This is a genomic window from Streptomyces sp. NBC_01317, assembly GCF_035961655.1.
GTDB lineage: Bacteria > Actinomycetota > Actinomycetes > Streptomycetales > Streptomycetaceae > Streptomyces.
This window is the reverse complement of the sequence record NZ_CP108393.1, coordinates 3,557,739-3,570,928: the sequence shown is the minus strand read 5'-3', so window position 1 is coordinate 3,570,928 and position 13,190 is coordinate 3,557,739. Positions and strand designations below refer to the sequence as shown.

At 72.5% G+C, this 13,190-nt stretch carries 9 protein-coding genes; 8 read left to right on the top strand and 1 reads right to left on the bottom strand.

Annotation, left to right across the window (positions count from 1 at the left end):
- Positions 1–25: 25 nt before the first annotated feature.
- From cobN to OG349_RS15090, 7 genes are all read left to right on the top strand, one after another.
- Positions 26–3,667, top strand: coding sequence for a cobaltochelatase subunit CobN (gene cobN / locus OG349_RS15120; RefSeq protein ID WP_327235099.1), 3,642 nt, complete (start codon positions 26–28; stop codon positions 3,665–3,667).
- Positions 3,668–3,872: 205 nt separating this feature from the next.
- The gene (locus OG349_RS15115) at positions 3,873–5,165 is read left to right on the top strand and encodes an alkaline phosphatase (protein ID WP_327235098.1); all 1,293 of its coding nucleotides are present in this window, start codon (positions 3,873–3,875) and stop codon (positions 5,163–5,165) included.
- Between the two features lie 365 nt (positions 5,166–5,530).
- A complete protein-coding gene (locus OG349_RS15110) occupies positions 5,531–7,027 on the top strand; it encodes a phenylacetate--CoA ligase family protein (RefSeq protein WP_327235097.1) in 1,497 nt (498 codons plus the stop codon).
- Positions 7,024–8,070: a hypothetical protein gene (locus tag OG349_RS15105; protein WP_327235096.1), complete on the top strand. Its 1,047-nt coding sequence runs from the start codon at positions 7,024–7,026 to the stop codon at positions 8,068–8,070. Before OG349_RS15110 ends, OG349_RS15105 begins: the two co-directional genes overlap by 4 nt.
- Before the next feature lie 148 nt (positions 8,071–8,218).
- Entirely contained in the window at positions 8,219–9,082 is an 864-nt protein-coding gene (locus OG349_RS15100) for an MOSC domain-containing protein (RefSeq protein WP_327235095.1), read from the top strand.
- Positions 9,083–9,250: 168 nt separating this feature from the next.
- On the top strand, positions 9,251–10,417 hold the full coding sequence (locus OG349_RS15095; RefSeq protein ID WP_327235094.1) for a hypothetical protein: 1,167 nt from the start codon (positions 9,251–9,253) through the stop codon (positions 10,415–10,417).
- Between the two features lie 19 nt (positions 10,418–10,436).
- Positions 10,437–11,006 carry a flavoprotein gene (locus OG349_RS15090; protein ID WP_327235093.1) on the top strand — a complete coding sequence of 190 codons (570 nt, stop codon included), beginning with the start codon at positions 10,437–10,439 and terminating at the stop codon, positions 11,004–11,006.
- 24 nt (positions 11,007–11,030) lie between these two features.
- On the opposite strand, the gene OG349_RS15085 is transcribed toward OG349_RS15090, so the two are convergent.
- Positions 11,031–11,723, bottom strand: a complete 693-nt coding sequence (locus tag OG349_RS15085) for a hypothetical protein (RefSeq protein WP_327235092.1) — start codon at positions 11,721–11,723, stop codon at positions 11,031–11,033.
- A gap of 172 nt (positions 11,724–11,895) precedes the next feature.
- On the opposite strand from OG349_RS15085, the gene OG349_RS15080 reads away from it, so the two are divergent.
- Positions 11,896–13,104 (top strand): HupE/UreJ family protein, encoded by a 1,209-nt coding sequence (locus OG349_RS15080; RefSeq protein WP_327235091.1) that lies wholly within the window; start codon positions 11,896–11,898, stop codon positions 13,102–13,104.
- Positions 13,105–13,190: the final 86 nt, after the last annotated feature.

Here is a 13,190-nt window from a genome sequence, read left to right as displayed (position 1 = left end):
GACCCCGAGGAAGGCCAGACGCCGCATGATCCTGCTCCTGTCGACCTCCGACACCGACCTGCTCAGCGCCCGCGCCGCCAACGGGGCGGGCGGCCCGGTCCCGTTCCGGTACGCGAACCCGGCCCGGCTCGCGCCGGACGACCTGCCCGCGCTGCTGGACGGCGCCGACCTCGTCGTCGTGCGGCTCCTCGGCGGGCTGCGTGCCTGGCAGGAGGGGATCGACCTCCTCCTCGCCCACGACCGGCCCCTCGTCGTCCTCACCGGCGAACAGGCCCCCGACGCGCAGCTGATGGAGGCCTCCACCGTCCCCATCGGCATAGCCGCCGAGGCGCACGCGTACCTGGCGCACGGCGGGCCCGCCAACCTCGACCAGCTGGCGCGGTTCCTCTCCGACACGGTCCTGCTGACGGGGCACGGCTTCGAGCCGCCCGAGCCCGCGCCGACCTGGGGGCGGGTCCACCGCCGGGTGGAGACGCTGGACGCCCTCGGCCGGCAGCCGGTTGTCGCCGTGCTCTACTACCGCGCCCACCACCTGAGCGGCAACACTGCCTTCATCGACACGCTGTGCGAGGCCGTCGAGGACGCGGGCGGGCGGGCCGTGCCGATCTTCGTCGCCTCCCTGCGTGCCCCCGAGCCCGAGTTGCTCCAAGCGCTGGGCGGGGTCGACGTGATCGTCACCACCGTGCTGGCCGCCGGGGGCACCCGGCCGGCCGAGGCCTCGGCCGGCGGGGACGACGAGTCCTGGGACGCGGGCGCGCTCGCCGCCCTGGACGTGCCGATCCTCCAGGCCCTCTGCCTCACCAGCAGCCGCGCCGCCTGGGAGGAGAGCGACGAGGGGCTGTCGCCGCTGGACGCCGCGTCGCAGGTCGCGGTGCCGGAGTTCGACGGCCGGCTCATCACCGTCCCGTTCTCGTTCAAGGAGATCGACGAGGACGGCCTCCCGTCGTACGTCGCGGACCCCGAGCGGTCGGCGCGCGTCGCGGGGATCGCCGTACGGCACGGGCGTCTGCGCCACATCGCGAGCCAGGACAAGCGCCTCGCCCTGGTGCTCTCCGCCTACCCGACGAAGCACTCGCGGATCGGGAACGCGGTCGGGCTCGACACCCCCGCGAGCGCCGTCGCCCTGCTGCGCCGCCTGCGCGAGGAGGGGTACGACTTCGGCGACGAAGAGGTCCCCGGCCTGGAGTCCGGCGACGGCGACGAGTTGATCTACGCCCTGATCGAGGCCGGCGGCCACGACCAGGAGTGGCTCACCGACGAGCAGTTGGCCCGCAACCCGGTCCGGATACCCGCCGCCGACTACCGGCGGTGGTTCGGGCAGCTCCCCGCCGACCTGCGGGAAGCGGTCGAGCGGCACTGGGGCCCGGCGCCCGGCGAGATGTTCCTCGACAAGAGCCGCGCGGGCTCGGGCGGCGACCCCGACGGGGACATCGTCCTCGCGGCGCTGCGGCGCGGGAACCTGCTGATCCTCATCCAGCCGCCGCGCGGCTTCGGCGAGAACCCCATCGCGATCTACCACGACCCCGACCTGCCGCCCTCGCACCACTACCTGGCCGCGTACCGCTGGATCCAGGCCACCCGTGAGGACGGCGGCTTCGGCGCCGACGCCATGATCCACCTCGGCAAGCACGGCAACCTGGAGTGGCTGCCCGGCAAGAACGCGGGCCTGTCCGCCTCCTGCGCGCCCGACGCGGCCCTCGGCGACCTGCCGTTGATCTACCCCTTCCTGGTCAACGACCCGGGCGAGGGCACCCAGGCCAAGCGGCGCGTCCACGCCACGCTCGTGGACCACCTGGTGCCGCCGATGGCGCGTGCCGAGTCGTACGGCGACATCGCCCGGCTGGAGCAGCTCCTGGACGAGCACGCGGCGATCGCCTCCATGGACCCGGCCAAGCTGCCCGCGATCCGCGCCCAGATCTGGACGCTGATCCAGGCGGCCAAGCTCGACCACGACCTGGGGGTGGCGGACCGCCCGGAGGACGAGGGTTTTGACGAGTTCATCCTCCATCTCGACGGCTGGCTCTGCGAGATCAAGGACGCGCAGATCCGCGACGGCCTGCACGTCCTCGGCGGGGCGCCCGCCGGGGCCGCGCGCGTCAACCTGGTCCTGGCCATCCTGCGCGCCCGCCAGATCTGGGGCGGTACGTCGTCCCTGCCGGGCCTGCGCGAGGCCCTCGGCCTGGACGAGTCCGCCGCCACCCGCACCACCGCCGACGAGGCCGAGGAACAGGCCCGCGCGCTCGTGCAGGCGATGGAGGACGCCGGCTGGGACCCGGCCGCCGCGCCCCGTATCGCCGCCGGCCACGGCCAAGCCGTCGCGGACATCCTCGGCTTCGCCGCCCGCGAGGTCGTCCCGCGCCTGGCCGGCACCACCGACGAGATCGATCACGTCCTGCACGCGCTGGACGGCGGGTTCGTCCCGGCCGGGCCGTCCGGGTCTCCGCTGCGCGGCCTGGTCAACGTCCTGCCGACCGGCCGTAACTTCTACTCCGTCGACCCGAAGGCCGTCCCGTCCCGCCTCGCCTGGGAGACCGGCCAGGCGCTCGCGGACTCCCTGCTGGAGCGGTACCGCACCGACAACGGCGACTGGCCCACCTCCGTCGGGCTGTCCCTCTGGGGTACGAGCGCGATGCGCACCTCGGGCGACGACATCGCGGAGGCCCTCGCGCTGCTCGGCATCCGGCCCGTCTGGGACGACGCGTCCCGCCGCGTCACGGGCATCGAGCCGATACCCGCCGCCGAGCTGGGCCGCCCCCGCATCGACGTCACCCTCCGTATCAGCGGCTTCTTCCGCGACGCCTTCCCGCACGCGATCGGGCTGCTGGACGACGCGGTCCGGCTCGCCGCCTCGCTGGACGAGCCGGACGACATGAACTTCATCCGCGCCCACGCCCAGGCCGACCTGGCCGAACACGGCGACGAACGGCGCGCCACCACCCGTATCTTCGGCTCCCGGCCCGGTACGTACGGGGCGGGGATCCTCCAGCTCATCGACAGCCGCGACTGGCGTACGGACGCGGACCTCGCCGAGGTCTACACGGTCTGGGGCGGGTACGCGTACGGCCGCGAGCTGGACGGCCGCCCGGCGCGCGGCGAGATGGAGACCGCGTACAAGCGCATCGCGGTCGCCGCCAAGAACACGGACACCCGCGAGCACGACATCGCGGACTCGGACGACTACTTCCAATACCACGGCGGGATGGTGGCCACGGTGCGCGCGCTCAAGGGCACGGCCCCTGAGGCGTACATCGGCGACTCGACCCGCCCCGAGACGGTCCGTACGCGCACGTTGGTCGAGGAGACCTCGCGGGTCTTCCGCGCCCGGGTGGTCAACCCGCGCTGGATCGAGGCGATGCGCCGCCACGGCTACAAGGGCGCGTTCGAGCTGGCCGCGACCGTCGACTACCTCTTCGGGTACGACGCGACGACCGGCGTGGTGGCCGACTGGATGTACGACAAGCTGACGGAGACGTACGTACTGGATCCGGAGAACCGGCAGTTCCTCCAGGAGGCCAACCCCTGGGCGCTGCACGGGATCGCCGAGCGGCTGCTGGAGGCCGAGTCGCGCGGGATGTGGGAGAAGCCGGACCCGGCGGTCCTGGACGCGCTGCGGCAGGTGTTCCTGGAGACCGAGGGCGACCTGGAGGACAACGGCGCCGAGGACTGAGCGCGGGCGCCGACCAGAAGCGCGGGGCGGACGGGCCGGACAGCGCGGCGAGCGGGTCAGGTATCGGGGCGGACGGGCCAGATAGCTGTAGGGACCAGGTGGTGTCCGCCCCGTGTTTCCCCCGCCGCCACTTTCCCTTCATTGCGGAGACCGTCCGTCCGCTTAGCTTCCTCACTGATAGCTGTGCAATTCATGAGGAGCTGCTGTGAACACACGCGTGCTTGGTACGCGATGGGGCGCGCCCGTCGCCGCGGCCGTGACCGCCGCCGTCGCGACGATGGTGCTCAACCCGACGCTGGGTGCGTCGGCCGCTGCTCCGCAGTCCGCGGCGAAGGCCAAGGCGCCCGCCGCGAAGAACGTCATCTTCATCAACGGTGACGGCATGGGCGCCGCGATGCGCGAGGCGGGGCGCCTGCACCTCGCCGGCCTGGAAGGCCAGTTGGCCATGGACCGCCTCACCGCGTCCGGCCAGCTCACCACCACCCCGCACGACCCGAAGGCCGTCGTGACGGACTCCGCCGCAGCGGCGACCGCGTGGGCCACGGGCGAGAAGACGTACAACGGCGCGATCAGCGTCGACGTGGACGGCAACCCGCTGGCGACCCTCGGCCAGCAGGCCAAGGCGGCCGGCAAGGCCACCGGCCTGGTCACCACCGCCCAGGTCACCGACGCGTCGCCGGCGGCGTTCTTCTCGAACACCGCCGACCGCGGCAAGCAGGACGAGATCGCCCGCCAGTACCTCGACGTCAGCAAGCCCGACGTCATCCTCGGCGGTGGCGAGGACTGGTGGCTGCCCGCCGGTACGCCGGGCGCCTTCAAGGACAAGCCCGCCGAGGACACGTCCGAGGCGAGCAAGGGCACCAAGGGCAACCTGATCCAGAAGGCCAAGAAGGCCGGCTACTCGTACGTCACGAGTGCGAAGGAACTGGACAAGGCCAAGAACGGCAAGATCCTCGGCCTGTTCGCCAACGAGGAGCTGTTCCAGCAGCACCCCGAGGGCCAGGGCGACGTCTACAGCCCGGTCGTGGACCTCGGCACCATGACCAGCAAGGCGCTGGGCAGCCTGGACAAGAACAAGAAGGGCTTCTTCCTCGTGGTCGAGGAGGAGGGCACCGACGAGTTCGCGCACTCCAACAACGGCACGCGCGTCCTCCAGTCGATGCAGCAGCTGGAGAAGGCCGTCGCGGTCGCCCGCGCCTACGTGGCGACGCACCCCGACACCCTGCTCGTCGTGACGGGCGACCACGAGACCGGCGGTCTCGCGGTCGAGGAGAACGACGCCACCGACGAGTCCGGGGACGCGATCTCGGCCGAGGACGGGCCGTTCACCATTCGCGGCAGCGACCGTACGTTCACCATCGACTGGACCACGTCGGGCCACACCAGCGTGGACGTCCCGGTGACGGCGAGCGGCCCCCTCTCGGACCGCTTCTCGGGCAAGCACCCGAACACGTACGTGCACGACGTGCTGCGTCAGGTGCTGGCGCCGCGCCGCTGACCAGGGCGAAGCGAAGCAGGAGGGCCCGCGGGCCCCGGGGAGTGATCCCCGGGGCCCGCGGCCGTGTACGACACGTGTCACCCGACGCCCGACCGCGAATCCACTTCGTCGGAAGAAACCGTTGATCAGTCAACTGCCTTCCCCTAAGGTCGCGTTCATCGAACGACCGCCCCCGGTCGGGAGTGCACCACCAGGAGCCCAGCCGTCCCCGTGCGGCGCCGAACAAGGGAGATCCATCATGGTCAAGCACTACGTCAAGTACGCGTTCAGCACGCTCACCGCGGCCATGTTCGCCAGCATGGTCTGACGTTCGGCCCCGGCCTGGACCGGGAGGAAAAACCCCGGTCCAGGCATCAGGAGGCCCCTTGTTCGGCACCGCCCTCAGTCAGCTCCGGTACGGCATGGCGATCCTCCGCAACCGCCGCATCCGCCCGCAGGACCTCGAACGCATAGCCCGCGACCTGATCGCGACCCTGGCCGAGTTCGGCGAGCCGGGGGCGGACTCGGCTCTGCTCCCCGGCCAGGCGGGAGCCGTCGACCCCGCCGTACGACGGACCGTCACGGAGCGCAGCCTGCGGGCCACCGCGGTGGCCGCCGCCCGGCACACCGCCCACTACCGGCGGACGTTCGACGTCCTGGGACTCGACCCGGGCACGCTCACCCCGGAGACCTGGGACCGCGTACCGGTCACGCCCAAAGAGGCCCTGCGCGGTCTGCCGGCCGCCTTCGTCTCCGCCGCCTCCACCCCCGCGCTGATGGCGCTCACCACCGGGACCAGCGGCACCCCCACCGCCGTCTGGTTCTCCCGGGACGAGGTGGAGATCTCGGTCGCCATGAGTACCGTCTCCGCCGTGCTCGGCCTGGGCCTGCGGCCCCGCCACACCATGGCGTACGCGGGCTGCTCCCGGGCGACCCTGCCGCTGCTCAACGTGGAGGAGTCGGTGACCCGTATCGGCGCCTCCTTCGTCCAGATCGGCACTGTGGACCCGGCCGTGGCGCTCGACCGGCTGGCCACCCCGCTCGGCCTGCCGGGCAAGGCCCCCCAGATCACACATCTGACGGTCTCCGCGTCGTACCTCTCCGCCCTCGTCGAGGAAGCGGAGCGGAACGGCTGGCACGCGTCGGACTTCGGCCTGGAATCCATCGGCGTCGGCGGTGAGGTGCTGTCCGATCCCCTGCGGGAGCGTGCCGCCGCCGCCCTGGGCGCCCGGATCACCACGGCGTACATGATGACCGAGAGCATCCCCTCGGGCGGAACGCCGTGCACCGAGGGACATCTGCACCACACCACCGAGTTCGGGCACCTGGAGATCCTCGACCCCGTGACCCACGAGCCGACGCCGCCGGGGTCCGTCGGCGTCATCGTGCAGACGCCGTACGTCCCGTACCGGGACTGCACCTTGCTGCTGCGGTACGCGACCGGTGACCTGGTCGGGCGTCCTGAGAAGGAGCCCACCTGCGAGCTGGCCCACCTGCCCGCCACCTCGCCCGTACTCGGACGCTGGTCGGGTCCGCGGAGCATCGCCGTACCCACCCGGTCGGTGCTGAACCTGCTGGAGTCCGAACCGGATGTCCCGCTGCCGGCGCGCTACGCCCTGGCCGGCGGCCCGGGGGGCGACCACGCGGGGGCCGACAGCCCTGGAGGCACCGTGCTCCATGTCCTCGTCCGCCGGCTGCCCGCCGCCGCCCTCCTCGGCAGGCTGGAGGAGCGGGCCACGGCGGCGGGCCTCGCGCTCGACGGCATCGTGCTCCACGAGGATCCGGCCACGCTGCCGCCGACCGGCCCGGTCCGCGCCGATCTGCGCGAGCACACCTTCGAGTCGCCCCGCCCCGCCGCCGTACGCGTCGCGAGCCCCGCGTGAGTACCGCCGCCGCCCTCGTGGGCCTCAACGGCGCGGTCGCCGCGATCACGGCGGCGGGTGCCGTCTACTTCGCGCGCGTACGGATGCCCCGGCCCCCGGTCGGCAGGTACGAACTGCCCGACGTCGCCGTGATGACCGCCGTCGTGGTGGCGGCTCCCCTGGCGTATCTGGCCATGCCCCGGACCCTGGTGGCCGTCGTCTTCGGCCTGGTCCTGTGCGCGGCGCTCCAGTTCACCCTCGCGCCGCTCATCGGCGGCGGGCGCGCCTGGCTCGCCTCGGCGGTCTCCGTGGCCGCCACCGCCGTGTGCGCGTTCGCGGACCTGCCGGTCGCCGTCACGGCCCTGACCGACGTCCTGCTCGCCGTCGCCGTGGTGGGCGTGGCCAACATGTGGGCGCAGAGCGGGATGCGCTCCGTCCACGCGGCGTGGTTCGCGGGGGTGCTCTGCTGCTACGACCTGGTGGCGACCGGACTCACCTCCGTCATGGACCGGTTCGCGGCCCAGGTCATGGGACTGCCGTTCGCCCCGCTGCTGGCGGTCACCCAGGGCAGGCCACCGGTGGCCCTCGGACTGGGCGACCTGCTGCTCCTGGTGCTCTTCCCGCTGGTGGCGCTCAAGGCGTTCGGGCGGGCCGCCGGCCTTCTCGCGGCCGTAGTCGGAGTGGCGGTGTCGGCGGGCGTCAGCCTGCTGTTCGGCCTGGGAGTGCTGACGGGGGCGTTCCCGCTCCTCACGGCTCTGGGACCGCTGATCGTGCTCCAGCACGTGTTCTGGTCACGCGCCAGGCAGGGTGAGCGGACCACCGCCGAGTGGCGCGCGGGAACCCCGCGCCCGGCGTCGGCGGACACCCCCACGGACCCCGACCCGGCGCTGCTCCAGGCCCTCGAACCGACCGGCGTGGACGCGCTGCGGGCGGATCTGTCCGAGGGCGACTGGCTCGCGGTGGTCGACGGCCGGGCGGTGGGCAGCGGGAGGTCGGCAGGTCAGGCCCGCAGGGACGCCCGGCTGCGCGGCTGTGAGTCGGTGCCTGTGGTACGGCAGAAGTGAGCCGCGCGGTGGTGCGGTTCTGAACTGACGAGCTCTGAACCGCACACAGGCTCCAGGGCGTGTCCGCGAAGGGGCGTCGTTCGGCCGGAGGGCGTGCCAGGCGTCGCGAGCCAGACGCCACTTCGCGGACATGCCCTAGCCTGGCCGGGTGGCCCGAGTCGTGGAGTTGACTACGTATCCCGTCAAGGGATGCGCCGGTGTGGAGCTGACCGAGGCGCTGATGACCGAGGCGGGCCTCGCCCATGACCGCGGTTTCATGGTGGTCGACGGGGACGGGGTGTTCCGCAGCCAGCGGCGGGATCCGCGACTGGCGGTGATACGGCCGGGGATCGGCGCGGACGGTGGTCAACTGACGCTGGGGGCAGGCGGCGTCGAGGACCTGCGCATCGACGTGGACCGTACGTCCCCGCCCGTCGACGTCGAGATGTTCGGTACGCCCTACCGCGCCGTCGACCAGGGCGAGGCGGCCGCCCGCTGGCTCACCCACGTCCTGGGCGCGCCCAGCCGGCTCGTGCGCGTACCGCCCGACCACACCAGGGCGACCGACGGGCTGACCCCCGGCACCTGCGGCTTCGCCGACAGCGGAGCCGTACACCTCATATCGCGTGCGTCGCTCACCGGGCTCAACGCGCGCATCACGGAGGGCGGCGGAGCCGCGCTCCCCATGTCCCGCTTCCGCCCGAACATCGTCATCGACGACGACCGGGCGACGGAGGCGGGGGCAGGGACGGGCGACGCCTCCGTACCGCACCACGAGGACGGTTTCCGCCGGTTGACCCTGGGCGATACGGAACTGGGCTTCACCAAGCTCGCCATCCGGTGCGCGGTGACCCTGGTCGACCAGCCGACCGGCGTACGGGTCGGGCCCGAGCCGCTGCGGACGCTCGCGCTGTACCGCAGGGCGACGGTGGGCGGGGTCGCGTTCGGCACCAAGTACGCGGTGCTGCGGCCCGGCAAGCTCGCGCTGGGGGACCTGGTGGACGTCACGGAGTGGGACGAGCCGCGGCTCTGACGCCGGGGTACGGGCGCGGGCGGCGGTTAGTCTGAGTCGGCCCAAGCCCTCCGGCCCGACCACCGAGCCCCGGCTCGACCACCGAGCCCCGGCCTCACGCCCGAACTCCCGCCCGACCACCGAACCCCCGCCCCACCACCCGCCTTCGCGCCCCGGGAGAATAGTGCCGTGCCGCTGATCTCCCTCCGACCGCCGAGCGACCTCAGCGACCCACCGCTCCTCCCGGCCCGCCCCACCACCCGCCAGGCGGCCCCCGCCCTCGCGCTGTTCGTGGCGATCCGCGCCCTCTGCCTCGTCACCCTGGTCGTCTGGTCCCAGCTCGCCGGCCGGAGCGCCCACGAACTGCTCGCGCGGCGCTGGGACTCCCTCTGGTACGTACGGGTCGCCGACCTCGGATACGGCTACACCCTGCGCGCGCCGGACGGCCGGAACCTTTCGAGCATGGCCTTCTTCCCCCTCTACCCCTGGCTGGAGAAGGCGCTCTCCACGGTCCTGTCCATCGGCCCCGCCGACGCCGGCCTGCTGATCAGCGCCCTGGCCTCGGTGGCCGCCGCCTGGGGCATCTTCGCGGTCGCCGCGCACTGTTACGGCCGCAGGACGGGCGTCGTCCTGGTCGGCCTGTGGGCGGCTCTGCCCGTCGGGATCGTCCAGTCCATGGCGTACAGCGAGTCCTTGTTCGTCGCGCTCGCCGCGTGGGCGCTGTACGCGGTGCTCACCGGGCGCTGGATCGTGGCGGGTTCCCTGGCGTGCCTCGCGGGGCTGACCCGGCCGGTGGGTCTCGCGGTGAGCGCGGCGCTGATCGTCACGGCCGCGCTCGGCGCCCGCACCGCGCGGCCGACGGTACGTATCCTCGCCGGTTGCGCCCTCGCGCCGCTGGGCGCGGTGGGCTACATCCTCTGGGTGGGCGCCCGACAAGGGACCGTCTTCGGCTACCTGGACGTGCAGTCCGGGTGGGGGAACGGGTTCGACGGCGGCCTGGCGTTCGCCCGCTTCCTGGCGGAGAGCATGACCGGCACCCCGTCCGCCGCGCTCGCCGCCGTACTCCTGACCGCTCTTCTGCTTCTGGCGGCGTGGCCGCACTGGATCGGCGTACGGCAGCTCCAGCCGCCCGCGCTCCTGGTCCACAGCGCGGTGGTCACGGTCCTGGCGGTGGGAGCGGCGGGCTACTTCGGTTCCAAACCCCGGCTCCTGCTCCCCGCGTTCCCCCTCCTCCTGCCCCTGGCGGTCGTGCTGGCCCGCTCCCGCCCCTGGGTCACGTACCTCACCCTGACCGTGATGACGACGGTCGCCGCGCTGTACGGCGCCTTCTGGCTGAACGGCTCGGGCCCGCCGTGATCCCCACTCTGGAGCGTTGATGGCTGTTTCCTCCGACCGGTCCGAGAAGCCCTTCCTGTACGTCGTCGTCTGCGCGGCGGGCGTCGCGGGCGGTGTGGGTACGTTGATCACCGCCGCGCACGCGCGAGGCTGGGCGGTGGGGGTGATCGCGACGCCCCAGGGGCTCGGCTTCATCGACGCCGACGCGGTGGTGGAGCGGACCGGCTATCCGGTGCGCTCGGCGTGGAGGCGTCCCGGGGAACCGCGCCCGCTGCCGCCGCCGGACGCCATCGCGGTGGCGCCGGCCACGTTCAACACGGTCAACAAGTGGGCGGCGGGCATCTCGGACACGCTGGCGCTGGGGACGTTGTGCGAGGCGTACGGAACGGGCGTACCCACGGCCGTGCTGCCGTACCTGAACGCGGACCTGGCCGCGCACCCCGCGTACCGCCGGAGCCTCGGTCAACTCCGTGCCATGGGGGTGCTGATCAGCGCGCTCGCGCCTCACCCGGCCGGGGAGAGCGGCGCCGAGGACGCCTTCCGGTGGGAGGAGGCGCTGGACCTGCTGGAGCCTCGGGTGTTCGGGTCCCGTAACCCCTCCGAGCACTGACGGTCCTTCGCCGGACGGCGGCCCTCAGTGCTCGTCCAGCCAGATCACGATCCCCGTCAGGTCGTTGAGCACCGCCGCCACCCCCGCCCTGATCGCCGCCGCGCAGCGCGCCGCCGTGAACGACGCCGGGTCGTACGTCGAGGACGCGCCGAGCCCCTCGCCGCGGAACGACGCGCCGGACCAGTCGACCGCCGTGACATTGCCCGTCGGTTCGGCCAACTCCGCGCCCACGACGAGGAACGGCTGGGACAGGTGGTTGGGGGTGACCATCGCGAGAGGGTCCACCAGGTCGTTGCCCGCGCTGACGATCAGGTCCGGGGCCATGTCCATGGCCTCGGTGATGCTGGGGATGTAGTCGGACGGCCGGTCGGCGACCACCGTCCTGAGGTCGACGTCCTCGTCCCCGGCCCAGTCCTCGACCGCTTTCACCAGGGCCTTGGTCGGGCGGTCGTCCCCCGTGGTGAGCAGGACCACCCGGTAGTTCTCGGACGGGTGGACGTCGCTCCACGAGCCGGGCCGTGGCGTGACGGTCGCCTCCGGGGCGGGCGAGGCGGCGGCGAACTCCCGGCCGAGAGCGCCGACGGCCGTGGGCGCGGGGTGCGGCTGTGACCAGCTGTCGCCGGAGCTGGAGCCGAAGCCGAAGCCGCATCCGGCGGCCAGGACGGCCGTCGCGGCGGTCGCGGCCGACGCGGCGAGGGCCCGAAGGTGGGGGCGCAAGGGGATCGTCCTCCGAGTGATGGCGGATGGTGCGCCTACATCCTCCTATCAGATTTCCCGTCCGCTTCCTCCGCAGGTGTCGTTCTCACGCATGTTTTTCCACGGTTCGCCGCCGGGCCGGTTCGTGTTCATCCCCGACATGCAGCGTGCACACGCAACCTGAAGGAGTCACATGTCACCACGGGCGCGCCGCGTCATCATCGGGATCACCGCGGCGCTGATCGTTTTCCTGGGCACCGGTCCATCGGCGTCCGCCCACGGCTTCTCGTCGACCGTGTACGTCGACGTCGCCGCGGGCGACGAAGGTCATATACGGACGAAGCTCAAGCTCGAATACGACCTCTTCGTCGTGTCCACCGCCGACTTCGAGGACGACGACGCCCTCTTCCGTACGGGAACAGCCGCGTTCGACGCCGGTGACACCGCCCGGCAGGGCGCGGCGCTCAACGCCCACACGAAGGCGGCCGTCGCGTACGTCACCCGGCGCTTCTCGGTCACCTCGGGCGGCCAGGCCTGTGCGCCGGCCCCGGTCGGCCCTTTCACGATGAGCCGGCACGAGGGCGTGCCGTACACCGATCTGCTGCTCGACTGGACCTGCCCGGAGCGGAGCGACGCGCACGAGGTGCGCGGCGGGCTGTTCCCCGACTCCGAGAAGTACGTCACCGGTACGAAGACGATCGTCACGTACGACCTCGACGGCCGGTCGGGCAGTGCGGTGATCGACGCCGAGCATCCGTCCTTCTCGACCGGGCAGGCGTGGTACGAGCGGTTCTGGGAGTTCTTCCGCCTGGGCGCCGAACACCTGCTGAGCGGTATCGACCACATCCTCTTCCTGCTGGCGCTCATCGCCGGGTCGCGGCGGCTGCGGGAGATCGTGCTCGCGGCGACCAGTTTCACCCTGGCCCACTCGGTGACGTTCCTGCTCGCCGCGCTCGGCCTGGTCGACGTGCCCGCGCGGGTCGTGGAGCCCGTCATCGCGCTGTCGATCGCGGTGGTCGCGGGGTGGTACCTCTGGCGGATCTGGCGGCAGGGCGGCCATGCGGCGGACCTGGAGACGGAGGGGCGCGGTCACTTCAGCCTGGACCGCGCGGGCTGGACCCGCCTGGGGGTGGTGTTCTGCTTCGGCCTGGTGCACGGGCTCGGGTTCGCGGGCGCGCTGGGGATCGACGAGGCGTGGTCGTGGACGCTGTTGTGGTCGCTGCTGGTGTTCAACGTCGGCATCGAGACCGTACAGCTGACGATCATCGCCCTCGTCTTCCCGCTGCTGACACTGCTGCGGCACCGGGCGCCGAGGGCGGGGCTGTGGGTGACCGGGGCGATTTCGGCGGGGGTGTCCGCGATGGGGCTGATCTGGTGCGTGGAGCGGTTGTTCGGGATATGACCCCGGGACGGAGTGCGCGTACGGGGCGGACTGCCCGTACGAGCGGCGAAGTTCAGCCAATCCCACCATCGCATTCTCGGCCGGTT